This is a genomic window from Streptomyces tendae (assembly GCF_014650435.1).
Lineage (GTDB): Bacteria > Actinomycetota > Actinomycetes > Streptomycetales > Streptomycetaceae > Streptomyces > Streptomyces tendae.
Genome location: NZ_BMUY01000017.1, coordinates 130,822 through 155,023, shown reverse-complemented (window position 1 = coordinate 155,023; position 24,202 = coordinate 130,822). Strand labels below are relative to the sequence as shown.

Below are 24,202 nucleotides of genomic sequence, written 5' to 3'. Positions count from 1 at the left end.
ACGACATCGCTCCCCGCACGGCCGCGGCGCGAGGCGGTACGGTGGGGCGTGAAGGATGCGGTTACACGGTCCGAGGAGGGAGCCACCGATGATTCTGCTCCGTCGCCTGCTGGGTGACGTGCTGCGTCGGCAGCGCCAACGCCAGGGCCGTACTCTGCGCGAAGTCTCCTCGTCCGCCCGAGTCTCACTCGGCTATCTCTCCGAGGTGGAGCGGGGGCAGAAGGAGGCTTCTTCCGAGCTGCTCTCCGCCATCTGCGACGCGCTGGACGTACGGATGTCCGAGCTCATGCGGGAAGTGAGCGACGAACTCGCCCTCGCGGAGCTGGCCCGGTCCGCTGCGGCGACGCCCAGCGAGACCGTACCGGCACCGGTGCGCCCGATGCTGGGTTCCGTCTCGGTGACCGGCGTGCCACCGGAACGGGTGACCATCAAGGCGCCCGCCGAGGCAGTGGACGTCGTCGCCGCCTGAGCGCCCGAGAACGTGTGCGTGTGAGGCCCCGACCGGGGGTCGCTCCGGGAGACCGGAGGGACGCGGTCGGGGTTTTCGCATGCCCGGGCGCGTTGCGTGCGCACGGGCGTGGGTGCCGTCGGCGGTGCGGCCGCCCGGTTTGCCGGTCCGTGGGGGTGCGGTCATCGTGGAGGGAGATGGCCGGGGGGCGAACCGACGGAGGCGTGGATGTACGTCGTGAAGAGCCCGTTGTCCGACGCGGACCTGAAGACCGTCTCCGAGGCGTTGCAGGGCGCCCTCGTGGACCTGGTCGACCTGGCCCTGGTGGCGAAGCAGATCCACTGGAACGTGGTCGGCCCGCGCTTCCGCTCCGTCCATCTCCAACTGGACGAACTCGTCGGCACCGCCCGCACGCACTCGGACACCGTGGCGGAACGTGCCTCGGCGCTCGGCGTCTCCCCGGACGGCCGGGCCGCGACGGTCGCCGTCGGCAGCGGCATCGACGTGACCCCCGAGGGCTGGGTCGACGACACCACCGCCGTACAGACCGTCGTGGACGCGCTGGGCGCGGTGATCGGGCGGATGCGCGAGCGGATCGCGGCGAGCGGTGAGCCGGATCCCGTGAGCCAGGACATCTTCATCCAGATCACGGCCGATCTCGAGAAGCAGCACTGGATGTTCCAGGCCGAAAACGGCTGACGCGGGATGGTCTCGGCGCGGACGGCTCGCCGGGCGGCCGCGCTGGTCCTCGGCGCGCTGTGGTGGTGGGCCGTGCTGCGCCTGGCGCTGGAGCCGGGCGCCGGGGTGCTGGAAGGGGCGGTCGCGGTCGGCGGCTGGGGGCTGAGCGTGCTGCCGGTGCACTGTGTGCCGAGGCGCCGGGCAGCGGGGGCGCTGGGAGCGGGGCGGTGGCGACGTGCCCTGCGCGGGGCGGAGCGGAGCCCGGCCCCGACCCGCCCGCGCCGGTACCGGCCTTGACGGCAGAGGGACCTTGACGGCAGTGGAGCCTTTACGGCAGAGCAGCCTTTACGGCAGGGGCCGGGGGGCGTAACGTATAACCAAATGGTTGTAGATGGAGTGGCCGAAGAAGCGGAAGCGGGCACGGACCGCCTGTTCCAGGCCCTGGCCGACCTGACCCGCCGCGACATCCTGCGTCGCTGTGCGCGGGACGAGCTGTCGGTGTCACGCCTGGCCGAGGCCTATCCGATGAGCTTCGCCGCGGTGCAGAAGCACGTCGCGGTACTGGAGCGGGCCGGCCTCGTGGTCAAGGAACGCCGCGGACGGGAGCAGCTCGTGCGGACCGATCCCGAGGCCCTGGACCGGGCCCGTCGGGCCCTGGACGAACTCGAGGCCGCCTGGCGCGGTCGGGTGGAGCGGATGTCCGACCTGCTCGCCGAGGCGCCGGAAGCCGAATCCGAGACGCGTCAACCTACGGAAGGACAGAGCCGATGAGTGTCACCAGCCTGGACAAGGACCTCGACAACCTGACCCTCACCCTGGTCGCCGACTTCGCCGCCCCCGTGGAGCGGGTGTGGCAGCTGTGGTCCGACCCCCGGCAGCTGGAGCGCTGGTGGGGACCGCCGACCTACCCGGCGACGGTGGAGGAGCACGACCTGACCCCGGGCGGGGACGTCACGTACTTCATGACCGGCCCGGAGGGCGAGAAGTTCCGCGGCTGGTGGCGAGTGGCCACGGTCGACGCCCCGAGGTCGCTGGAGTTCACCGACGGGTTCGCCGACGAGGACGGGGTGCCCAACGCCGCGATGCCGACGACCGCGAACCGGGTCACGCTCACCGAGCGCGACGGCGGCACCCGCATGGAGATGCGGGCCGTCTTCGACACCAGGGAGCAGATGGACCAGCTCATGACGATGGGCATGGAGGAAGGGCTGCGCGAGGCGGCCGGTCAGATGGACGCCCTGCTCACCACCGGCTGAGCCGCACCGCGGCATTCCCGGCGGCCTCCTCAGCGCCGCGTCCGGGCACCCGTGACGCCGCCCGGACGCGGCGCGGGCCCGCTCTGACAGGTCGGACACCAGTACGTGGGGCGCTCGCGGGAGCCGTCGCCCTGGTCGGCCACCCGGACCGACGTCCCGCAGCGCAGGCAGGGGCGGGGCGCCCGGCCGTACACGAACAGGTCCTGGCCACGCAGGCCGGTGGTGCGGCGGACCGGACGGTCGCGGTTGGCCTCCAGGAGCTTCTTCGCGAACGTGGGCAGCAGCGCGGCCCGGTCGGCGGGCAGCTCGCCGACCGGCAGCCACGGCGTGACGCCGAGCAGGAAGCACAGCTCGCTCTTGTAGACGTTGCCGATGCCGGCGAGATTGCGCTGGTCCAGCAGGGCCTCGCCGAGCGCACGGGCGGGGTCCGCGCGCAGGTTGTCCAGCGCCCGCGCCGGGTCCCAGTCGGGGCCGAGCAGGTCGGGACCGAGATGGCCCACGGCGCGCTGCTCGTCACCGGTGCGCAGGATGTCCAGCACCGGCAGACGGTAGCCGACGGCCGTGCGGTCGACGGTGCCGAGGACCACCCTGATCTGGTGCGCCGGGCCGCCGCTCCAGCGCTGACCGGGCGCGAAGACCTTCCAGGAACCGTCCATCCGCAGGTGCGAGTGCACCGTCAGGCCGCCCTCGACCCGGATGAGCAGGTGCTTGCCGCGCGGGGTGACGTCCAGGACGGTGCGGCCGGTGAGGTCGACCGTGGCGTACCGGGGGACACGGAAGTCGCTGCGGGTCAGCACCTTGCCCGCGAGGGCGTCGTGCAGCCGTCGCGCCGCCTGCCAGACCGTGTCTCCTTCGGGCATGGCTCAAGGGTGACAGGGTCACGCCCTGATGCGCAGACCGCGCGGGGTGGCGATGAACCCCGCTCCCTCCAGGAGCGGGCCGAAGGGGGACGTCAGGGCCGCGGTGCCGTTGACCCGCTCCACCGTGACCGTGCCGAGGGAACCGGCACGGGCCGCCTCCGCCAGCGCCTGCGCGGCGGCCCGCAGCCGCGGGTCCTCGGTGGGCAGCCGGTCGGGGTCCGAGGGCCACAGCAGGAGGGTCTTGCCGCCGCGCTCCATGTAGAGCGCCGGTTCGCCCTCGACGAGCACCACCAGGGAGCCCGCCTTGCGGCCGGGCTTGTGCGTGGCACCGGCCGGCGGCTCGGGCCAGCCGAGGGCCGCACCGTACGCGTTCGCCGGGTCGGCGGCGGCCAGGGCGACCGCCCGCGGACCGGCGGCGGCGCGGTCGCGACGGCCGGGGACTCCGACGCCGTACGGGTCGCGCGGGCCCTCGAAGCCCCGGTGCGCGCCACCCGCGTGCGCGCCTCCCCCGCGTGGGCCGCCCGCGCCCGGCTCGGCATAGTCGCGAGGCGAGATGTAGTCGCCCCGGGAGGGCGATCGGCCCAGGCGGTCGGGATCGGAGAAGACGTCGTCGTGCGGGCCCGGGCCTCCGGCGCCACCACGGCTGTCCGAGGTGAAGTCGGCGAAGGGGTCCGGGGCGTCGCCGGAGGGGTCCGGGCGGTCCAGGGGGTCGAGTGGGCCGACGAGGGGGTCGTCGGCCGGTCCGGGGTAGTCGTGAGGGCCGGTGGAATCGTGCGGGCCGGTGGAGCCGCCCGGTCCGGGCCGGTTCGCGGAGCTGCCGCGTGGGAACTCCTCCGGCCCGGGCGGGCCGTCGCCGCGCTCGCGGGCGTTCGCCACCGCGCGCAACCGGTCCACGGCGCCCTCCATGGCGAACTGCGCCGCCCCGAGCCCCTCCACCACGTAACCGCGCCGGGCCTGACCACTCTCCTCGAACGCGGCCAGGATCCGGTACACCGCCGAGAAGCCGCCCTCGACGCCCTCCGCGGCGACGGCGCCGCGAGTCACCACGCCGTGCCGGTCGAGGAGCGTGCGAGCCAGTGCGTGGGCCCGCACGGTGCCGTCGGCCTCGCGGGCCGGCAGCAGCGACCAGCGGCCCGCGACCGTCGGCGGGCCGGTGCGGGACGCCGGGCGGGCGGCGGCCGTCAGCGAGCCGTACCGTCCGCGTGGCACCGCGCGCTTGGCACGGTGGGCCGTGGAGCCCGCGGTGCGCCCGGAGCCCAGCAGGGAGCGCAGGGGCGCGAGCGTGTCGTTCGTCAGCCGTCCGGACCAGGCCAGGTCCCACAGGGCGTCGGCCAGCTGCGGATCGGTGGCCTCCGGGTGGGTGGTGGCGCGGACCTGGTCGGCGATCTGGCGGAAGAACAAGCCGTACCCGCCCGCGAGCACGCTCAGGACGGACTCGTGCAGGGCGGTCGTCTCCAGGGGATGCGGGGGCGGCAGGAGCAGCGGGGCCGCGTCCGCCAGGTAGAGGGAGACCCAGCCGTCCTTGCCGGGCAGCGAACCCGCCCCCGCCCACACCACCTCACCGGCGGCCGTCAGCTCGTCCAGCATCGCCGGGTTGTAGTGCGCCACGCGGGAGGGGAGGACCAGCTTCTCCAGCGCGGAGGCGGGCACCGAGGCGCCCTGCAACTGCTCGACGGCACGGACCAGCCCGTCGACGCCGCGCAGCGTGTGCCCCTTGCCGATGTGCTGCCACTGGGGGAGGAACTGGCCGAGCGCGGCCGGTGCCACCGGCTCCAGCTCGTGCCGGAGCGCGGCCAGGGAACGGCGGCGCAGCCTGCGCAGGACGGTCGCGTCGCACCACTCCTGGCCGATGCCGGCCGGATGGAACTCGCCCTGCACGACCCGTCCCGTCCCCGCCAGCCGCTGCAGGGCGCCCTCGGTGACCGCCACGCCCAGACCGAAGCGGGCCGCCGCGGTGACCGAGGTGAAGGGGCCGTGGGTGCGGGCGTGCCGGGCGAGGAGGTCGCCGAGCGGGTCCTTGACCGGCTCCGTGAACGCCTCCGGCACTCCGACGGGCAGCGCCGTGCCCAGCGCGTCGCGCAGCCGGCCCGCGTCCTCGATCGCCGCCCAGTGGTCGGCACCCGCGATCCGCACTCTGATCGCGCGACGGGCCGCGGCCAGCTCGGGCGCCCACTGAGCCTCGGCGCCCCGCTCGGCCAGCTCCGCGTCCGTCAGCGGGCCGAGCACCCGCAGCAGGTCGGCGACGCCCTCGGAGTCCTTGATGCGGCGGTCCTCGGTGAGCCACTGCAGCTCGCGCTCCAGCTCGGTGAGCACCTCCGCGTCGAGCAGCTCGCGCAGCTCCGCCTGGCCGAGCAGCTCGGCCAGCAGCCGCGAGTCCAGGGACAGGGCGGCGGCCCGGCGCTCGGCGAGCGGCGAGTCGCCCTCGTACAGGAACTGGGCGACGTAGCCGAAGAGCAGCGAGCGGGCGAACGGGGACGGCTCCGGGGTGGTGACCTCGACCAGGCGGACCTTGCGGGACTCCACGTCGCCCATCAGCTCGACCAGGCCGGGGACGTCGAAGACGTCCTGGAGGCACTCGCGGACCGCCTCCAGGACGATCGGGAACGAGCCGTACTCGCTCGCCACCTCCAGCAGCTGCGCGGCGCGCTGACGCTGCTGCCACAGCGGGGTGCGCTTGCCCGGGCTGCGTCGCGGCAGCAGCAGCGCGCGGGCGGCGCACTCGCGGAACCGGGACGCGAACAGCGCCGAGCCGCCCACCTGGTCGGTGACGACCCGGTCGACCTCTCCCTTGTCGAAGACGACGTCGGCCGCGCCCACCGGCGCCTTCTCCGCGTCGTACTCGAGGCCCGGCTTCGCGGGGTCCTGGTCGAGGAAGTCCAGTCCCATCAGATCGGCGTCCGGCAGGCGCAGCACGATGCCGTCGTCGGCGTGCATGACCTGGGCATCCATGCCGTACCGCTCGGACAGCCGGGCGCCGAGGGCCAGCGCCCAGGGGGCGTGGACCTGGGCGCCGAAGGGGGAATGGACCACCACCCGCCAGTCGCCCAGCTCGTCGCGGAACCGCTCGACGACGATGGTGCGGTCGTCAGGGACGTGGCCGCAGGCCTCGCGCTGCTCGTCGAGGTACGACAGCACGTTGTCCGCGGCCCAGGCGTCCAGACCCGCGGTGACCAGGCGCAGCCGGGCGTCCTCCTTGGACAGCGAGCCGACCTCGCGCAGGAACGCGCCCAGCGCGCGGCCCAGCTCCAGGGGACGGCCCAGCTGGTCGCCCTTCCAGAACGGCAGCCTCCCCGGCACGCCCGGCGCCGGGGAGACCAGGACCCGGTCCCGCGTGATGTCCTCGATCCGCCAGGAACTGGTGCCGAGCGTGAAGACGTCGCCCACGCGGGACTCGTACACCATCTCCTCGTCCAGCTCGCCGACCCGGCCGCCGCCCTTCTTCGGGTCGGCACCGGCGAGGAACACCCCGAAGAGCCCGCGGTCGGGAATCGTGCCCCCCGACGTCACCGCGAGCCGCTGCGCCCCCGGGCGGCCGGTGACCGTGCCGGCGATCCGGTCCCACACCACGCGCGGGCGCAACTCGGCGAAGGCGTCGGAGGGATAGCGGCCGGCGAGCATGTCCAGGACGGCGGTGAAGGCCGACTCCGGCAGCGAGGCGAAGGGCGCGGCGCGCCGGACGGTGGCGAGGAGGTCGTCGACCTGCCAGGTGTCCAGCGCGGTCATCGCCACCAGCTGCTGGGCCAGTACGTCCAGCGGGTTGGCGGGAATCCGCAGGGCCTCGATGGCGCCGCTGCGCATCCGCTCGGTGACCACGGCCGACTGCACCAGGTCGCCGCGGTACTTCGGGAAGACCACGCCCGTGGAGACCGCGCCGACCTGGTGCCCCGCGCGGCCGACGCGCTGGAGGCCGGAGGCGACGGAGGGCGGCGACTCGACCTGGACGACCAGGTCGACGGCGCCCATGTCGATGCCCAGCTCCAGACTGGAGGTGGCGACCACGGCGGGCAGCCGGCCCGCCTTCAGGTCCTCCTCGACCAGGGCGCGCTGCTCCTTGGAGACCGAGCCGTGGTGGGCGCGGGCGATCACGGGCGGGGCGCCCTGGGCGGCGCCCGAGCCGCCCATCAGCTCGGCGGGCGAGTGGTGCTCGTCCAAGGGCTCGCCGGTGGCCCTCTCGTACGCGATTTCGTTGAGCCGGTTGCACAGGCGCTCGGCCAGCCGCCGGGAGTTGGCGAAGACGATCGTGGAGCGGTGCGACTGGACCAGGTCGGTGATCCGCTCCTCCACGTGCGGCCAGATCGACGGCCGCTCCGCGCCCTCGTTGCCGTCGGCGACCGGGGAGCCGCCCAGCTCGCCGAGGTCCTCGACCGGGACGACGACCGACAGGTCGAACTCCTTGCCCGACTCCGGCTGGACGATCTCGACCCGGCCGCGCGGGGCGAGGAACCGCGCCACCTCGTCCACCGGGCGGACCGTCGCCGACAGGCCGATGCGCCGGGCCGGCTTGGGCAGCAGCTCGTCCAGCCGCTCCAGGGTGAGCGCGAGATGGGCGCCCCGCTTGGTGCCCGCGACCGCGTGCACCTCGTCCAGGATCACCGTCTCGATGCCGGTCAGCGCGTCGCGCGTGGCCGACGTCAGCATCAGGAACAGGGACTCCGGGGTGGTGATCAGGATGTCCGGCGGCCGGGTGGACAGGGCGCGGCGCTCGGCGGCCGGGGTGTCGCCGGAACGGATGCCGACCTTGATCTCGGGCTCGGGCAGGCCGAGGCGCACGGACTCCTGGCGGATGCCGGTCAGCGGGCTGCGGAGATTGCGCTCGACGTCGACGGCCAGGGCCTTCAGCGGGGAGACGTACAGGACGCGGCAGCGCTTCTTGGGGTCGGCGGGCGGGGGAGTCGAGGTCAGCTGGTCCAGCGCGGCGAGGAAGGCGGCCAGCGTCTTGCCGGAACCGGTGGGGGCGACCACCAGGACGTCCGAGCCCTGCGAGATGGCCTGCCACGCGCCCGCCTGGGCGGAGGTGGGCGCGGAGAAGGCCCCCGTGAACCAGCCGCGGGTCGCGGGGGAGAAGCCGTCCAGGGCTCGGTGTGCGGAGCTGACCATGGCTCCATCGTGCACCCGACCACTGACAATCGGCCCGAGCCGGGCGCACGGGTCGATCACCGTCGGGCTCGCGCACCCGCCCGCCCGTCGAGGCCGTCCGGGCCGCCCGCCGGGGGCCGACGGCGGGTGACGGAGAATGGGGGACATGGCGGGATCGGGCGAGCGGGCGCGGCACTGGCGGTACGCGGAGCTGCCCGACGTCGACCTGCTCCGCGCCCAGTACATACGGAAGACCTTCGTGCGCCACACGCACGAGCACTTCGTCATCGCCGCCATCGCCGACGGCGTGGAGGTCTTCCACCACGGCGGAAGCGATCAGTACGCCGGGGCCGGCTCGCTCGCCCTGGTCAACCCGGACACCCCGCACACGGGGCGGGCCGGGGTGCCGGAGGGATGGCGGTACGGGGCCGTCTACCCGGCGCCCGAGCTGGTGGCCCAGATCGCGGCGGAGACGACGACGCTGCGCGGGACGCCGGGATTCGTCCGGCCGGTGCTCGACGACCCGTACACCGTCGAGCTGGTGCACCGCGTGCTGCGGGCCGCCGACGACGGGAACGCGCTCGCCGCCGACACCCTGCTGCGAGTGGCCGTGACCAGGCTCCTGCGGCTGAACGGCGGTCCGCTGCCCCGGCGCCAGGTGCGTACGGCCGGAGCCAGGACGGCGGCACGCGCGCGTGCCGTGCTGGAGGAGCGGATGGCCGACCCGCCGAGCCTGGAACGGCTCGCCGGGGAGCTGGGGAGCAGCCCGTTCGCGCTGCTGCGGGCCTTCCGGGACGCCTACGGGATGCCGCCCCACACCTGGCTGACGGACGCCCGGGTGCGGTGGGCGCGGCGGCTCCTGGACACCGGGACCTCCCCGGCCGAGGCCGCCGTCGCCGTCGGGTTCACCGATCAGCCGCACCTGAACCGGCACTTCGCGCGGATCGTCGGCGTGCCGCCCGGTGCCTACCAGCGGGAGCGCAAGAACGTACAAGACGCGCGGCGAGCGCTGCTCCTACCGTTCGAGGCGTGACAGAACAGACAGCCCTTCCCGACGCTCCCGGCACCGGAGGCGCCGGCGCCAAGCCGGACGCCGCCGTCGTACGGGACGCCCTCGGGGTCGGAGTCGCCGTCGGACTGTCCGGGTTCGCCTTCGGGGTGACCTCGGCCGGCAGCGGACTCACCCTGGCCCAGACCTGCGCCCTGAGCCTCCTGGTGTTCACCGGGGCGTCCCAGTTCGCGCTCGTCGGGGCCCTCGCGGCCGGTGGCAACCCGCTCACCGCGGCGGCGGGGGCCTTCTTCCTGGGCGTGCGCAACGCCTTCTACGGGCTGCGCCTGTCGCAGTTGCTCGCCCTCCCGCGCGCGGTGCGGCCGTTCGCCGCGCAGTGGGTCATCGACGAGACGGCGGCCGTGGCTCTCGCCCAGCCCACGCGGCGCGCCGTCCGGATCGGGTTCACCGTCACCGGACTCACCCTGTACGTCCTGTGGAACCTCACCACCCTGCTGGGCGCGCTGGGCGCCGAGGCCATCGGGGACACCGACGCCTGGGGCCTCGACGCGGCCGGTCCGGCGGTCTTCCTCGCGCTGCTCGCGCCGATGCTGAAGGACACCACCGAGCGCGCGGTCGCCGCCGTGGCCGTCCTCCTGGGGCTCGGTCTGCTGCCTGTGCTGCCCGCGGGCGTACCGGTCCTGGTGGCCGCGCTGGCGGCGCCGCTCGTCCTGTGGGCGCGCGGACGCCGCGCGGGTGGTGCCGAGGACGACGGCGCGGTCCGTGGGGCTGCCGAGGACGACGGTGCGGTGCGTGGAGCCGCCGAGGGGGAGGACGGGCGATGAGCGTGTGGATCGCGATCGGCGTGACCGCGGTGGGCTGCTACGCGGTCAAGCTCCTCGGGCTGCTGGTCCCCGCGGGCGCCCTGGAACGACCCCTGGTCCGGCGGCTCGCCGCACTGCTGCCCGTCGCCCTCCTCGCGGCGCTCACCGCCCAGCAGACCTTCGCCGACGGCCAGGACCTCGTGCTGGACGCGCGGGCCGCCGGAGTCGCCGCGGCTGCCGTCGCGCTGCTGCTGCGCGCGCCGTTCCTGCTCGTCGTCGCGGCGGCCGTGGTGGTCACCGCGGGCGTACGGGCCATGGGCGGCTGAACCGTCGGCGGGCCGGCCAACCGCCGGGCCGGTCGACCGCCCGGTCAGCCGAGGGGACGTCCGTACGCCCTCAGGGTGCGCAGGGCATCGAGCGTCACCCGGCCGCGGGCCTCCAGGGCCGGGACGGGCGCCCACCGGCGGCGCCGCACCGGCCAGCCGCCGTCCCCCTCCTGCCCGGCCGCGAGGAAGTCGAGGGAGCGGGCCATCTCGTCGTCCGTGAACCACGCGCGCGCGAGTGAACGCGGATCCCTCGCGTAGTCGTGCGGGAAGTGGTGCTCTTCCGGGGCGTGGCCGGGAGGGACCGGACACGAGTCGAGGTCGTCCGGGTCCAGCACGGCGAGGCACTGTTCGCGCACCAGGCGCCCCAGCCGGTCGGCCGCGGCCTGTGCGCGGGGACGGTCCGGAGCGGCGTCCAGGAAGGCCAGGGCGGCCTCCACCTCGTAGGGGTGCGGGGACACCAGCGACTCGGTCGCCTGCCAGCAGAAGTCCGTGGCCCGGAACAGCCAGGCGTGCCAGACCTCGTTGCGGTGCAGCAGGCCCACCACCGGCCCGGTGACGAGCAGCTCACCGGGAGGGTCGGCCACGACCGGCACGAAGGGCGCGGCCGGATACCCGTTCCGGCTCGCACGGGCCACCGGCAGGGCACCGTCGGGCGTGGACACGGAGGTCAGATAGCGGCAGACCCGCTCGGCCCGCTGCCCGCCGCAGCGGCCGACGGCGTCCAGGACGCGCAGGGCACACGCGGTGTGCAGCGGCTGGCTGACCGGTCCGCGCAGATCGGGCTCCAGGGCGTGCCCGTATCCGCCGTCCTCGTTGCGGTAGGCCTCCAGCGCGGTCTCCACCGGGCCGGGGTCCCCGCCGCGGAAGTGGTACGCGAACAGCCGCTGCTCCAGTACGCGCGCGGTGAGCCAGACGAAGTGCTCCGCGCGCGCGAGCGGTGAACGCGAGTCCGGGGTGCCCGGGGTGCCCGCAGTGCGGACGGTCGCGGGCGGAGGGATCTCGGGGAGTGGGGACGCTCCGGATTCGGCCATGGGACAGACCGTAGGCCGAGATGCGGTTCCGGCAGGTGGTCCCCGCTCAGGGCCCACTCTCAGGGGCGGGATACTGGTGGCATGCGGTTGACGGTCTTCTGGGAGCGGATGACGGATCACTTCGGTCCGGGGTACGCCGACACCTTCGCGCGCGATCACGTGATGGCGGAGCTGGGCGGGCGTACGGTGCACGAGGCGCTGGACGCCGGCTGGGACGCCAAGGACGTGTGGCGGGTGGTGTGCACCGTCATGAACGTCCCGCGGGAACAGCGGTGACGGTCCACGAAGATCGCCGGACGGGGCTCCTCCGTCGGCGGCGTGGGCGAGACTTGCTCCGTGGCATCCACTGACGAGACCGGGCAGAGCGCCCGGCACACCTCCCCGGCCGGCACCACGCCGCCCACCGGCCCACCGGCCGACGGCGCCGTCGCCGGGCCGGGCGCACGCATGCCGCGCTGGCTGCCGCGCGCCATGGTGCTGGCCCTGGCGCTCATCGCCGCCTTCCAGCTGGGCAGCTGGGCCTTCCACCAGCTCACCGGGCTGCTGATCAACGTCCTCATCGCCTTCTTCCTGGCCCTGGCCATCGAACCCGCGGTGAGCTGGATGGCCGGGCGCGGCATGCGCCGGGGGTTCGCCACCTTCCTCGTCTTCCTCGCCGTGCTGATCGCCGCCGCGGGGTTCGTCACGCTGCTCGGCTCCATGCTCGCCGGGCAGATCGTCAAGATGGTCGAGGACTTCCCGGACTACCTCGACTCCGTCATCAACTGGGTCAACGGTCACTTCCACACCGAACTGCGGCGGGTCGACATCCAGGAGGGACTGCTCCGCTCCGACTGGCTGCGCAACTACGTGCAGAACAGCGCGACGGGTGTCCTGGACGTGTCGGCCCAGGTCCTCGGCGGCCTCTTCCAGCTGCTGACGATCCTGCTGTTCTCGTTCTACTTCGCCGCCGACGGCCCCCGGCTGCGGCGCGGGCTCTGCTCCGTCCTGCCGCCCGCCCGCCAGGCCGAGGTCCTGCGCGCGTGGGAGATCGCCGTGGACAAGACCGGCGGCTACCTGTACTCACGCGGGTTGATGGCGCTGATCTCCGGCGTCGCGCACTACATCCTCCTGGAGATCCTCGAGGTCCCCTACGCGCCCGCGCTCGCCGTGTGGGTGGGCCTGGTGTCGCAGTTCATCCCGACCATCGGCACCTACCTCGCGGGCGCCCTGCCCATGCTGATCGCGTTCACGGTGAACCCCTGGTACGCGCTGTGGGTGCTGATCTTCGTGGTGGTCTACCAGCAGTTCGAGAACTACGTGCTGCAGCCCAAGCTGACCTCCAAGACCGTGGACATCCACCCCGCCGTCGCCTTCGGCTCCGTCATCGCGGGCACCGCCCTGCTCGGCGCCGTCGGCGCGCTGATCGCCATCCCGGCGGTCGCCACGCTGCAGGCGTTCCTCGGGGCGTACGTCAAGCGCTACGACGTCACGGACGATCCGCGCGTCCACGGGCGCCGGTACCGCAGGGCGGTGTCCGGGACGTCCACGCGTCTGCGCAAACTGTGGACGCGGCGCCCGGAGCAGGAGCGTCCGGAGCAGGCGCGTACAGAGCAGGAGCGCCCGGGGACGGAGGGCACAGGGGGCGCCGGGGACACCGGGGACACTGCGGACGGCGGCTCCTCCTGACGGACCGCCCGGTGCGGGGTCAGCCCTGCGGCTCCTGCGGCCTCGCGTCGGTCTCCCGCAGGCTGCGGTCCTTGAACTCGGTGCGGGTCTCCGTGCGGTGACCACGGGCGATGTAGTCCCGCACCACCGCCTCGACGGCGTCCTGGGGCGAGCCGACACCGGCCAGCACCATCACTTCCACCACCAGTTCGGCGTCGAGACTGATGTTGACCTTGGCCACGGTGTCCCCTCTCGTCCCCGCTTCCGGCGTCGCATCCGCATCCAACCACCTGGCTTGCCGGCCCGGGGACGTACGCTCGGAAGTGCCGCGTGGTGCGCTTGACACGAAAATCGAACATCCATTCTTATGGAGGCTCCGGCGGGGCTCGTGACGGGTGATTCGAGTGGGTTCGGGTGGAGATGCACCCGAGTTATCCACAGGCCGGACCCGCATCGGGGCCCATTGTCAGTGGCAGGCATTAGCGTCTTTGACGTGAAGCGATCGAATCAAGCAAACCGGGTGGAACCCATGGCAGGAACCGACCGCGAGAAGGCCCTGGACGCCGCGCTCGCACAGATTGAACGGCAGTTCGGCAAGGGCGCGGTCATGCGCATGGGCGAGCGGCCGAACGAGCCCATCGAGGTCATCCCGACCGGATCGACCGCGCTCGACGTGGCCCTCGGCGTCGGCGGCCTCCCGCGCGGCCGTGTCGTGGAGGTCTACGGCCCCGAGTCCTCAGGCAAGACGACCCTGACCCTGCACGCCGTGGCGAACGCCCAGAAGGCCGGCGGCCAGGTCGCGTTCGTGGACGCCGAGCACGCCCTCGACCCCGAGTACGCCAAGAAGCTCGGCGTCGACATCGACAACCTGATCCTCTCCCAGCCGGACAACGGCGAGCAGGCCCTGGAGATCGTGGACATGCTGGTCCGCTCCGGCGCCCTCGACCTCATCGTCATCGACTCCGTCGCCGCGCTCGTCCCGCGCGCGGAGATCGAGGGCGAGATGGGTGACAGCCACGTCGGTCTGCAGGCCCGGCTGATGAGCCAGGCCCTGCGGAAGATCACCAGCGCGCTCAACCAGTCCAAGACCACCGCGATCTTCATCAACCAGCTCCGCGAGAAGATCGGCGTGATGTTCGGCTCCCCGGAGACCACGACCGGTGGCCGGGCGCTGAAGTTCTACGCCTCCGTGCGCATCGACATCCGCCGCATCGAGACACTGAAGGACGGCACGGAAGCGGTCGGCAACCGCACCCGCTGCAAGGTCGTCAAGAACAAGGTCGCACCGCCCTTCAAGCAGGCCGAGTTCGACATCCTCTACGGCCAGGGCATCAGCCGCGAGGGCGGCCTGATCGACATGGGCGTGGAGCACGGCTTCGTCCGCAAGGCCGGCGCCTGGTACACGTACGAGGGCGACCAGCTCGGCCAGGGCAAGGAGAACGCGCGCAACTTCCTGAAGGACAACCCCGACCTGGCCAACGAGATCGAGAAGAAGATCAAGGAGAAGCTGGGCGTCGGCGTGCGTCCCGAGGAGAAAGCCACCGAGCCCGGCGCGGACGCCGCCTCCGCCGCCACGGCCGACGCCGCACCGGCGGTGCCCGCGCCCACCACCGCCAAGGTCACCAAGTCCAAGGCCGCGGCAGCCAAGAGCTGACCCGTGACCCGACGAACCGACTGGGCCGAGTACACGAGCGGCTCCGCCGGACCGGGCGACGACGCGTACGGGGCGGCTGCGGCCCCGTACGAGACGGACCCCTCCGCCGTGGGGCCCCGCGAGGACGGCGCGGCGCGCCACGGTGACGGCGGGGCGCGCCAGGGCGGCGGACGGGGCCGCGGGGCGGGCGGCGGGCGCGGGCGCCGGAGGCGCGAGCGTGCGGAGTCGTCCGCGGAGGACGGAGGTGCCACTTCCTCGTCGAGGGCCGAGAAGGGGGAGCCTCCGCGGGACCCGGTCGAGCAGGCACGGGCGATCTGCCTGCGCCTGCTCACCGGGACCCCGCGCACCCGCAGGCAGCTGGCCGACGCGCTGCGCAAGCGGGAGATCCCGGACGAGGCCGCGGAAGAGGTGCTGTCCAGGTTCGAGGAGGTCGGCCTGATCAACGACGGCGCCTTCGCGGACGCCTGGGTGGAGTCCCGGCACCACGGCCGCGGGCTGGCCCGGCGCGCCCTCGCCAGAGAGCTGCGCACCAAGGGCGTCGACGCCACGCTCATCGACGCGGCGGTGTCCCAGCTGGACACCGAGCAGGAGGAGGAGACCGCGCGCGACCTGGTCGCCCGCAAGCTGCGCGCCACCCGGGGCCTCGACCGCGACAAGAGGCTGCGCCGCCTCGCGGGCATGCTGGCCCGCAAGGGCTACCCCGAGGGCATGTCCCTGCGGGTGGTCCGCCAGGCGCTGGAGGAGGAGGGCGAGGACACGGAGTACCTCGGCGACGAGGCATTCTGACCCGGAGCCCGACCCCGGGACACGAGGGGGCCGACCCGGCAGGCCGACGGACGTAGGCCGCGCAGGATTACCTTGCGTTCCCGGAAGGGTGAAGACCCGCCGCACGGCGGTACCGTCTGCGCCGTCGCGTGGCCGCACGAGCCGCGGCCACCGCGCGCGTCCCTGATCGCCAGAAGACCGGCGGCGGCCGGGACCCGCGCGGGACGACCCCTCCACGCGCCCCGGAAAGGCGGCCCCGCCATGCCCACGCCCGCCCGCCGCCGAAGAACCCTCCCCGTCCTGCTCCTCGGCACCGGCCTGCTGCTGAGCGGCTGCGGCCTCTACTCGGCCGACTCCGGTTCCGCGGACGACGGGCCGCTCACCCTCGGATTCGTCAACGGCGGCGACAGCCGATTCCACACCTGCCTCCAGCGGTCCGTGGAGATCGCCGCCAAGAACAACTTCGCGCGGCTGGTCACCGCCAACTCCCGGCAGGACGCCGCGACCGAGCTGAGCAACATCGAGGACATGATCGCGCGCGAGGTCGACGCGATCATCCTGCAGACCGTCGACACGGACGCCCTGAAACGCGACCTCGAGAAGGCCGCGGAAGCGGACATCCCCGTCTTCCTGACCTCCGTGAGCACCGACCCGGACGACATCCTGGGAGCGGTGGTGGTCGACCTGGAGGCCGTCGGGCGGCTCGACGCCCAGTGGGTCGCCGACGACGCCGGCGGCCGGGACGTACAGGTCGCCGTCGTCGCGGGGGCGCCGGGTGCCGCCTCCGACCTGCTCACCGACGGCTTCACCAAGGCCCTGCCCGCCAACGCCGAGGTGGTCGCCGAGCAGCCGGGCATGTTCGACGCCGACAAGGCCGAGGAGGTCGCCGCAGGCATGGCCCGGGCCCACCCCGGCCTGGACTACGCCTTCGTCGCCAACGAGCAGATGGCCTTCGCCGCCCGCAGGGCCTTCGACGCGGCCGGAGGGGACCGGGTCAGGATCGTCACGGTCAACGGCACCGACGAGGCCCTCGACGCGCTGAAGGACGGCCGCTTCTCCGCGACGGTGTCCAACTCGGCCGGGAACACCGGTGAACTGGCCGTCCGCAACACCATCGCCCTGCTGCGCGACCGGACGGCGAAGAAGATCGACCACACCCCGATCCGGCTGGTCACCGAGGACGACGCGGACACGGCACCCCTGTACTGCCCCGCCGACTACCGAGACCGGGACCGGACGGCCACCGGCAGGCCCGCCGCGCGCCATGCCTGGAAGCCGCCGACCAGATCGGTGGCCCGGTGCAGCCCCAGCCGGTGCAGGGACTCCGCCGCCAGACTGGAGGCGTAGCCCTCGTTGCACACCACGACCACCCGCACGTCGTGGTCCGTCGCCTCCGGGACGCGGTGACTGCCCTGCGGATCCAGCCGCCACTCCAACTCGTTGCGCTCGATCACCAGGGCGCCGGGAATCACCCCGTCCCGCTCACGCAGCGCGGCGTACCGGATGTCGACCAGCAGCGCCGCGCCCGCCTCGGCGGCGTCGTACGCCTCCTGCGGAGCGATCCGCCGGTATCCGGCGCGTACCCGCTCCAGCAGGGCGTCGATGCCGGTCGGCCGGGGCCCGCTCACTGCCAGTCCTGCGGGCGCTCGACCTGCTCCAGGCGCAGGGTCTGTCCGCTGCGGCTGTAGCGGCGGATCTGCGGCAGGGGCGGATAGTAGGCGTGCACGGAGACCGCGTGGCGGTCGGCCGACTCGTTGAGGACCTCGTGCACGTGGTGCCGGCCGAAGGCGCGTCCCTTGCCGACGGTCAGCCGGCGCTCCCGGTCCACCCCGTCGTTGAGTTCGAGGGTCTTCCAGCCGTCGGTGGGCAGGCGGGCGGCGAGCGCGTTCTCCTTGAGTTCGCCCGCGGCCGTGACGAAGGCGCCCACGGAGTCGGCGTGGTCGTGCCAGCCGGTGCCCGTGCCGGGCGGCCAGCCGATCAGCCAGGCCTCGCTGCCGCCCGGCCCGGCCAGCCGCACCCAGGTACGGCCCTCGGGGTCGAGCGGCAGGGAGGCGATCAGTTCGGCGTCGGCCGCGGCACGCCGTACGAAGTCGAGGAGCTCGGCCTGCGTCGGGGCGGCCGCGGAAGCAGGGGCGGCAGCAGAGGCGGGGGCAGAGGCAGGAGAAGGGGAGGGGAGGGACACGGGTACCGTCCTGGGAGTTCGCGAGGGTGCGCGCGGCGGCACGTCCGAGCGGCGGCGCGCGCGAAGAAGGGGGAAAGCGAATTCAGCAGGACGGGCGACACACGCAGCCCGCATAGCGGACGAGGTCCATATGGACCCTCCGCCACAGGCGCACACAGGTGTCGGTCACGATCCGGAGTAGACCACGCGGGTGCGGACCGGTCAACTCAGCGTCACCATGCGGACAGTGCCCGCACGCCCTCAACGCGACCCGCACGCCCTGAACGCGACCCGCACGCCCTCAACGCGACCCGGCCGCCGCTCCCGCCCCCTCCTCGGCCTCGGTCGTCGCCCCCGTCGTCGCCCCGCCCAGCGCGCTCTCCGCGGCCGCGTAGAGGTCGGCCGGGCGCACCCCGTTCAGCGCCGTGACCAGGTGCCCGTCGGGCCGTACCAGCAGCACGGTGTGCGCCGCGGCACCGGGATAGCTCTCGGTGACCAGCAGCTCGGCACGGTGGGGCAGCGCCGTCACCGCCGCCGCCAGCCGGGGCATGATCCCGGCCGTCACCCAGTGCTTGCGGTCCCACACCCCGGTACCCGGCGCGATCAGCACCACCAGCAGCGCCCCGCGCCCCAGCCGGTCGCGCAGCCGTACGAAGGTGCCGTCCTCCGCCGTGACCCGCACATCGGTGACGGGCGTCCCGGGCGGTGTGCCCACGGACACCTCACCGGCCAGGTTCCGGGGCGCGAGGGGCGAGTCGGCGTACGTACCCGGCGCGCCCAGTGTGCCGCGCCCGAGGTGACCGTCCGTCAGCAGCGCGTCGTTGCCGCGGGCGGCGCCGGGGACGTAGGAGCGCAGTCCGCCGCCGCCGCGCAGCAGCGGGAGCACCTGGTCGGCGGCGCGCAGCCGGGCGGAGATCGCCGCCCGCCGCTCCTCCTGGTAGCTGTCGAGCAGTGCCTCGCGCGGCCCGTGGTGCCAGGCCAGGGCCAGTTTCCAGGCGAGGTTGTCGGCGTCGAGCAGCCCCTCCTCCAGGCCCTGCGTGCCCAGCGCGCCCAGCAGGTGGGCCGCGTCCCCGGCGAGCAGCACGCGGCCCACCCGCCAGCGACGTGCGAGGCGGTGGTGGACCGTGTGGACGCCGGTGTCGAGCAGTTCGTACGCCGGGGTCGGACCGTCGGCCCAGCCCGCGAGGGTCTCGCGGACCCGGTTCACCAGCAGTTCGGGCGTGACCAGGTCCTTGCCGGGCGGCAGCAGCCAGTCCAGGCGCCACACGCCGTCCGGCAGCGGGCGGCCGACCACCTCACCGGCCGACGGCCCGGTCGTCCGCCACGGCGGCAGGCGGTGCAGCAGCGCCTCGTCGGTCCACGGGAGTTCGGTGCGCAGCGCGGCGACGGCGTATCGTTCCACCGCCGTACGGCCGGGGAAGCGGATGTCCTGGAGCTTGCGGACGGTGGAGCGCGGGCCGTCGCAGCCGACCAGGTAACTGCCCCGCCACCAGGTGCCGGCCGGGCCGCGGGTGTGGGCCGTGACGCCGGACCTCTCCTGCTCGATGCCGTCCAGCCGGCTGTCCACGGCGATCCTGACGAGCCGCTCACGGGTGAGCGCCGTGCGCAGGAGACCGGTCAGCTCGTGCTGGGCGATGTGCAGGGGTGCCGGTTCCGCGTCGCCGAACACGACCTCGCGCGTCACCTGCTTGCGCCGCATCGACCGCCATCCGGCCCAACGCGAACCCAGCCCCGTCAGCGGTGCGCCGGTCAGCCGCTCGACGAGCGCGACGGCCTCCTCGCGCAGGACGACGGTGCGCGCGGGGCGGGGCTCGTCCTTGCCCGGCCCCTCGTCGAGGACGACACAGGGCACCTCCTGCCGCGCCAGCGCCAGGGCGAGCGTGAGCCCGACGGGCCCCGCTCCGGTGATGATCACCGGGTCCACGGTGCGGCGCCCCCTGCCCGTGGCGGTGTCCCGGGGGACGTGGGTGAACAGGACATTGGAGCAGGGTGCACGGTCACAGAACGTATGCAACCTATTGCCGCTGCTTGCGTCAAGCGACGGAGGCCGTGGCGATCATGCCACGGCCTCCGTCGATGGTCATACGAGATGACCGAGGGTCAGAAGTGCTAGACCTTGCCCACCGTTCCGGCGTCGGCGGTCTCCACGTCGTCCGCACTCAGTACCGCACCGGTCGACTTCTTCGCCCGTCGCAGCCGGCGCTCCAGCCAGCTCGCGAAGCTCGTGAGGGCGAAGTTGAGCGCGATGTAGATCACGGCGACCACGGTGTAGCTGGCGATCACGTTGGCGCCGTAGTAGCCGCTCATGGTGTTGGCCGACGCGAGCAGCTCCGGGAAGGTGAGGATCGCGCCGCCGAGCGCGGTGTCCTTGAGGATCACGACGAGCTGGCTGACGATGGCCGGCAGCATCGCCGTGACCGCCTGCGGCAGCAGGATCAGCCGCATGACCTGGCCCTTGCGCAGCCCGATCGCCATGGCGCCCTCGGCCTGGCCCTTGGGCAGGGCGAGGATGCCGGACCGGACGATCTCGGCGAGGACCGAGGCGTTGTACAGCACCAGGCCGGTGACGACGGCGTACAGCGGGCGGTCGTCCGAGCTGACGTTGGTGTACTCCGCGAACAGCGCGAGACCGAAGATCATCAGGACCAGCACGGGGATGGACCGAAAGAACTCGACCACGACCGCGGCCGGTACCCGGACCCACTTGTGGTCGGAGAGCCGGGCGATGCCCAGTGCCGCGCCCAGGGGCAGGGCGATGACCACCGCGAGCACCGCGGCCTTCAGGGTGTTCTGCAGACCCGGCCAGATGTACGTCGACCACGCCTCGGTGCCGGTGAAGAACGGCTTCCACAGGGCCCACTCGAGCTGGCCCTTGTCGTTGAGGGTGCCGAACACCCACCACAGCAGGGCGGCGAGGGCGACCAGGAAGACGACCGTGAAGAGGATGTTGCGACGCTTGGCGCGGGGGCCCTGGGCGTCGTAGAGGACCGAGCTCATCGCTTCACCGCCACCTTCTTGCCCACCCAGCCGAGGATCAGGCCGGTCGGCAGCGTCAACACCACGAACACGAGAGCGATGACCGCGGAGATGAGCAGCAGCTGGGCCTCGTTCTCGATCATCTCCTTCATCAGCAGCGCCGTCTCCGCCACACCGATGGCGGCGGCGACCGTGGTGTTCTTGATCAGGGCGATCAGCACGTTCGCCAGCGGAACGACGGACGAGCGGAACGCCTGCGGCAGCACCACCAGCCGGAGCACCTGGCCGAAGCTCAGACCGAGCGCCCGAGCCGCCTCTGCCTGGCCGACGGGCACCGTGTTGATGCCGGAGCGCAGCGCCTCGCACACGAACGACGACGTGTAGAGGATCAGGCCCAGGACGGCGAGCCGGAAGTTGATCGTCTCGAAGTCATTCCCCCCGCCGAGGGTGACCCCCAACGTCTGGTTCAGTCCCAGCGACGCGAACAGGATGATCACGGTCAGCGGGATGTTCCGGACGATGTTCACGTACGCGGTTCCGAAACCGCGCATCAACGGCACCGGGCCGACCCGCATGGCGGCCAGTATGGTGCCCCAGATCAGGGAGCCGACGGCCGACAGCACAGCGAGCTGCACTGTCGTCCAGAAGGCTCCCAACAGGTCGTACTTGTCGAGAAAGTCGAACACGATCTCCCGCGCTTCCGCGTGTAGGGACGCCCGATCCGGTGCGCCGCCCCTGCCGTGGGGCGGCGCACCCCGTCAGGCCCGGCCTCAGCTCTTGATGTCGCCGATCTTCGGCGCCGGCTCGTTCTTGTAGTTGGCCGGGCCGAAGTTGTCCTTGACGGCCTTGTCCCAGGCGCCGTCGGCGACCATGGCCTCGAGCGCGTCGTTGATCTTGTTCTTGAGGTCGCTGCCCTTCTTGACGCCGATCCCGTAGTTCTCGTTCGTCAGCTTGAAGCCGCCGAGCTTGAACTTGCCCTTGAACTGCGACTGGGAGGCGTAACCGGCGAGGATCGAGTCGTCCGTGGTCAGCGCGTCGACGGCGCCGTTCTGCAGACCGGGCAGGCAGGCCGAGTACGTCGGGTACGGCTGCAGCTGGGCCTTGGGAGCCAGCTTCTTCTTGATGTTCTGCGCCGAGGTCGAACCGGTGACGGAGCAGAGCTTCGCGTCGTTCAGGTCCTCCGGCGACTTGATCTTGTCGTCGTCGGCGCGGAGCAGCACGTCCTGGTGGGCCAGCAGGTAGGGGCCGGCGAAGTCGACCTTCTCCGAGCGCTCGGGAGTGATCGAGTACGTGGCGGCGATGAAGTCGACGTCACCGCGCTGCAGCATGGTCTCGCGGTCGGCGCTCTTCGACTCCTTCCACTCGATCTGGTCCTCGGTGTAGCCGAGCTTCTTGGCGACGTACGTGGCGACGTCCACGTCGAAGCCCGCGTAGCCGTCCGGGGTCTTCTGGCCGAGGCCGGGCTGGTCGAACTTGATACCGATGGTGATCTTCTTGCCGTCACCGCCGGAGGAGCCGCTGTCCTTGTCGTCGCCGCCGCACGCGGTGGCGGTCAGGGCGAGGGCGAGCACGGCGGCCGAGGCGGCGGAGACCTTGCGAAGCTTCATGGTGGACATCCTTTGGCTGTGATCGAGCTGCGATGAGCGAGCTGCGATCGGACGATCAGCGGATCAGGCGATCAGGTGCGGCCGTCGGAAGCGGGCCGCCGGTGCGGTCGGCGCAGGGCGCCGGAGCCGCTCCGAAGTCTCAGTGGTGCAGGATCTTCGACAGGAAGTCCTTGGCACGGTCGCTGCGCGGATTGCTGAAGAACTGGTCGGGCGTGGCCTCTTCGACGATGCGGCCGTCCGCCATGAACACCACGCGGTTGGCCGCCGAGCGGGCGAAGCCCATCTCGTGCGTGACCACGATCATGGTCATCCCGTCCTCGGCGAGCTGCTTCATGACCTCGAGGACCTCGTTGATCATCTCGGGGTCGAGGGCCGACGTCGGCTCGTCGAAGAGCATGACCTTGGGGTCCATGGCCAGCGCCCGCGCGATGGCGACGCGCTGCTGCTGACCACCGGAGAGCTGCGCGGGGTACTTGTCCGCCTGGGCGCCCACGCCGACCCGGTCGAGCAGGGCGCGGGCCTTCTCCTCGGCCTTCTTGGCCTCGACCTTGCGGACCTTGACCTGGCCCAGCGTCACGTTCTCCAGCACCGTCTTGTGCGCGAAGAGGTTGAACGACTGGAAGACCATGCCGACGTCGGCCCGCAGCCTGGCCAGCTCCTTGCCCTCGGCGGGCAGCGGCTTGCCGTCGATGGTGATCGAACCGTCGTCGATCGTCTCCAGACGGTTGATGGTGCGGCACAGGGTGGACTTGCCGGACCCGGAGGGTCCGATGACCACGACGACCTCGCCGCGCTGAATCGTCAGGTCGATGTCCTGGAGCACGTGCAACGCGCCGAAGTGCTTGTTGACACTCTTCAGGACGACCAGTTCGCCGGTCGCAGCCTTGTCTTCCTTGGCCACCGATACTTCGGTCATCGCTCTCGGGCTCCGTCCTCCTGGGTTTCGCAGGACAGTAGTGACCCGGGCCACGTCGCGTCTCTACATCTGAGCGAGATCTGAGCATCACGATCCGATAGCAATCGGACACGAGTCGTAGCACTTGTGAGCTGGGCGCATATCGGCCGGATAACTTCGAGCGGCCGCAACCGGAAGCCTCTTGACGCCGTCCCCCTCCATCGGCGTCACTGCACAGGACGCACGCGCGCGTGCCCGTGCGTCAGCCCGTCCCGATTTCTACCCGCCCCGAGCGTACGGCCGATGAACCGAAGGGAGCCCGGATGAGACTGCTGCTCGTCGAGGACGACAACCACGTGGCCGCCGCCCTGTCCGCGATCCTGGCACGGCACGGCTTCGACGTCACCCACGCGCGCAGCGGTGAGGAGGCGCTCCAGGCCCTCGTCCCCGAGGTCGACGGCTTCGGCGTCGTCCTGCTCGACCTGGGCCTGCCCGACCAGGACGGCTACGAGGTCTGCGGCAAGATCCGCAAGCGCACCAGCACCCCGGTCATCATGGTCACCGCGCGCTCCGACGTGCGCTCCCGCATCCACGGCCTGAACCTCGGCGCCGACGACTACGTGGTCAAGCCGTACGACACCGGGGAACTGCTCGCCCGGATCCACGCCGTCAGCCGGCGCACCGCGCACGAGGAGGCCACCGGGAGCACCGAGACCGTGGTGCGTCTCGGAGCGGTCCGTATCGAGCTGCCGACCCGCCAGGTGAGCGTGGACGGTTCGGTTGTCCAACTCACCCGCAAGGAGTTCGACCTGCTCGCCCTGCTCGCCCAGCGGCCCGGTGTGGTCTTCCGGCGCGAGCAGATCATCAGCGAGGTCTGGCGCACCAGCTGGGAGGGGACCGGCCGCACCCTGGAGGTGCACGTCGCCTCCCTGCGCTCCAAGCTGCACATGCCCGCGCTGATCGAGACCGTCCGCGGCGTCGGCTACCGCCTCGTCGCGCCCACCTCCTAG

The 24,202-nt window shown here is 72.6% G+C and carries 25 protein-coding genes and 1 pseudogene; 14 read left to right on the top strand and 12 right to left on the bottom strand.

From position 1 onward, the window contains the following. Positions 1-88: 88 nt before the first annotated feature. From IE258_RS34525 to IE258_RS34505, 5 genes are all read left to right on the top strand, one after another. Positions 89-469 (top strand): helix-turn-helix domain-containing protein, encoded by a 381-nt coding sequence (locus tag IE258_RS34525; protein WP_003973269.1) that lies wholly within the window; start codon positions 89-91, stop codon positions 467-469. 207 nt (positions 470-676) lie between these two features. Beyond that, on the top strand, positions 677-1,147 hold the full coding sequence (locus IE258_RS34520; RefSeq protein ID WP_003973268.1) for a Dps family protein: 471 nt from the start codon (positions 677-679) through the stop codon (positions 1,145-1,147). 6 nt (positions 1,148-1,153) lie between these two features. Continuing rightward, the gene (locus tag IE258_RS34515; protein ID WP_189749748.1) at positions 1,154-1,423 is read left to right on the top strand and encodes a hypothetical protein; all 270 of its coding nucleotides are present in this window, start codon (positions 1,154-1,156) and stop codon (positions 1,421-1,423) included. 84 nt (positions 1,424-1,507) lie between these two features. Then, positions 1,508-1,897 (top strand): ArsR/SmtB family transcription factor, encoded by a 390-nt coding sequence (locus tag IE258_RS34510; protein WP_189749747.1) that lies wholly within the window; start codon positions 1,508-1,510, stop codon positions 1,895-1,897. Then, positions 1,894-2,382, top strand: coding sequence for an SRPBCC family protein (locus tag IE258_RS34505; protein WP_159327932.1), 489 nt, complete (start codon positions 1,894-1,896; stop codon positions 2,380-2,382). Before IE258_RS34510 ends, IE258_RS34505 begins: the two co-directional genes overlap by 4 nt. A gap of 29 nt (positions 2,383-2,411) precedes the next feature. Here IE258_RS34505 and IE258_RS34500 read toward each other — a convergent pair whose 3' ends face one another. Both IE258_RS34500 and IE258_RS34495 read right to left on the bottom strand, forming a co-directional pair. Continuing rightward, positions 2,412-3,242, bottom strand: a complete 831-nt coding sequence (locus IE258_RS34500; protein WP_189749745.1) for an Fpg/Nei family DNA glycosylase — start codon at positions 3,240-3,242, stop codon at positions 2,412-2,414. Positions 3,243-3,260: 18 nt separating this feature from the next. After that, the gene (locus IE258_RS34495; protein ID WP_189749744.1) at positions 3,261-8,339 is read right to left on the bottom strand and encodes an ATP-dependent helicase; all 5,079 of its coding nucleotides are present in this window, start codon (positions 8,337-8,339) and stop codon (positions 3,261-3,263) included. Positions 8,340-8,484: 145 nt separating this feature from the next. Here IE258_RS34495 and IE258_RS34490 point away from each other — a divergent pair, with 145 nt between their 5' ends. The 3 genes from IE258_RS34490 to IE258_RS34480 are packed head-to-tail and all read left to right on the top strand — an operon-like array spanning position 8,485 to position 10,456. Continuing rightward, positions 8,485-9,351 (top strand): AraC family transcriptional regulator, encoded by an 867-nt coding sequence (locus tag IE258_RS34490; RefSeq protein ID WP_189749742.1) that lies wholly within the window; start codon positions 8,485-8,487, stop codon positions 9,349-9,351. Next, on the top strand, positions 9,348-10,151 hold the full coding sequence (locus IE258_RS34485; RefSeq protein ID WP_189749740.1) for an AzlC family ABC transporter permease: 804 nt from the start codon (positions 9,348-9,350) through the stop codon (positions 10,149-10,151). Before IE258_RS34490 ends, IE258_RS34485 begins: the two co-directional genes overlap by 4 nt. After that, positions 10,148-10,456: an AzlD domain-containing protein gene (locus IE258_RS34480; RefSeq protein ID WP_087806910.1), complete on the top strand. Its 309-nt coding sequence runs from the start codon at positions 10,148-10,150 to the stop codon at positions 10,454-10,456. The genes IE258_RS34485 and IE258_RS34480 overlap by 4 nt, the downstream gene beginning before the upstream one ends. A gap of 44 nt (positions 10,457-10,500) precedes the next feature. Here IE258_RS34480 and IE258_RS34475 read toward each other — a convergent pair whose 3' ends face one another. Continuing rightward, a complete protein-coding gene (locus tag IE258_RS34475) occupies positions 10,501-11,487 on the bottom strand; it encodes a hypothetical protein (RefSeq protein WP_189749738.1) in 987 nt (328 codons plus the stop codon). An 81-nt stretch (positions 11,488-11,568) separates the two neighbouring features. Here IE258_RS34475 and IE258_RS34470 point away from each other — a divergent pair, with 81 nt between their 5' ends. Beyond that, positions 11,569-11,763, top strand: coding sequence for a DUF3046 domain-containing protein (locus tag IE258_RS34470; RefSeq protein ID WP_007445009.1), 195 nt, complete (start codon positions 11,569-11,571; stop codon positions 11,761-11,763). A 60-nt stretch (positions 11,764-11,823) separates the two neighbouring features. Continuing rightward, a complete protein-coding gene (locus IE258_RS34465) occupies positions 11,824-13,155 on the top strand; it encodes an AI-2E family transporter (protein ID WP_189749737.1) in 1,332 nt (443 codons plus the stop codon). A 19-nt stretch (positions 13,156-13,174) separates the two neighbouring features. Here the strand turns inward: IE258_RS34465 and IE258_RS34460 are convergent, their stop codons facing one another. After that, positions 13,175-13,375: a type II toxin-antitoxin system VapB family antitoxin gene (locus tag IE258_RS34460; protein WP_087806908.1), complete on the bottom strand. Its 201-nt coding sequence runs from the start codon at positions 13,373-13,375 to the stop codon at positions 13,175-13,177. Positions 13,376-13,663: 288 nt separating this feature from the next. On the opposite strand from IE258_RS34460, the gene recA reads away from it, so the two are divergent. The 3 genes and pseudogenes from recA to IE258_RS34445 form a co-directional block, all read left to right on the top strand. Next, entirely contained in the window at positions 13,664-14,788 is a 1,125-nt protein-coding gene (gene recA / locus IE258_RS34455) for a recombinase RecA (RefSeq protein WP_189749735.1), read from the top strand. Between the two features lie 3 nt (positions 14,789-14,791). Further along, positions 14,792-15,574, top strand: coding sequence for a recombination regulator RecX (gene recX / locus IE258_RS34450; protein ID WP_189749734.1), 783 nt, complete (start codon positions 14,792-14,794; stop codon positions 15,572-15,574). Positions 15,575-15,814: 240 nt separating this feature from the next. Beyond that, positions 15,815-16,669, top strand: a pseudogene (locus IE258_RS34445) (sugar ABC transporter substrate-binding protein); the annotation flags it as partial. A 101-nt stretch (positions 16,670-16,770) separates the two neighbouring features. Here the strand turns inward: IE258_RS34445 and IE258_RS41480 are convergent. From IE258_RS41480 to IE258_RS34415, 8 genes are all read right to left on the bottom strand, one after another. Continuing rightward, a complete protein-coding gene (locus tag IE258_RS41480; protein WP_229892608.1) occupies positions 16,771-17,181 on the bottom strand; it encodes a rhodanese-like domain-containing protein in 411 nt (136 codons plus the stop codon). After that, the gene (locus IE258_RS34440) at positions 17,178-17,735 is read right to left on the bottom strand and encodes a cupin domain-containing protein (protein WP_189749730.1); all 558 of its coding nucleotides are present in this window, start codon (positions 17,733-17,735) and stop codon (positions 17,178-17,180) included. The genes IE258_RS41480 and IE258_RS34440 overlap by 4 nt, the downstream gene beginning before the upstream one ends. Positions 17,736-17,817: 82 nt before the next feature. Further along, positions 17,818-17,889: a putative leader peptide gene (locus IE258_RS42120; protein ID WP_309544753.1), complete on the bottom strand. Its 72-nt coding sequence runs from the start codon at positions 17,887-17,889 to the stop codon at positions 17,818-17,820. A gap of 126 nt (positions 17,890-18,015) precedes the next feature. Next, positions 18,016-19,638 (bottom strand): FAD-dependent monooxygenase, encoded by a 1,623-nt coding sequence (locus IE258_RS34435; RefSeq protein ID WP_189749729.1) that lies wholly within the window; start codon positions 19,636-19,638, stop codon positions 18,016-18,018. 185 nt (positions 19,639-19,823) lie between these two features. Further along, positions 19,824-20,711, bottom strand: a complete 888-nt coding sequence (locus IE258_RS34430; protein WP_189749728.1) for an amino acid ABC transporter permease — start codon at positions 20,709-20,711, stop codon at positions 19,824-19,826. Then, on the bottom strand, positions 20,708-21,376 hold the full coding sequence (locus tag IE258_RS34425; protein ID WP_127892978.1) for an amino acid ABC transporter permease: 669 nt from the start codon (positions 21,374-21,376) through the stop codon (positions 20,708-20,710). Before IE258_RS34425 ends, IE258_RS34430 begins: the two co-directional genes overlap by 4 nt. Before the next feature lie 84 nt (positions 21,377-21,460). Beyond that, on the bottom strand, positions 21,461-22,297 hold the full coding sequence (locus tag IE258_RS34420; protein ID WP_189749726.1) for a glutamate ABC transporter substrate-binding protein: 837 nt from the start codon (positions 22,295-22,297) through the stop codon (positions 21,461-21,463). Positions 22,298-22,436: 139 nt separating this feature from the next. Continuing rightward, positions 22,437-23,213, bottom strand: coding sequence for an amino acid ABC transporter ATP-binding protein (locus tag IE258_RS34415; RefSeq protein WP_108987449.1), 777 nt, complete (start codon positions 23,211-23,213; stop codon positions 22,437-22,439). Between the two features lie 302 nt (positions 23,214-23,515). Between IE258_RS34415 and IE258_RS34410 the strand changes: the two genes are divergently transcribed. Further along, the gene (locus IE258_RS34410) at positions 23,516-24,202 is read left to right on the top strand and encodes a response regulator transcription factor (protein WP_189749725.1); all 687 of its coding nucleotides are present in this window, start codon (positions 23,516-23,518) and stop codon (positions 24,200-24,202) included.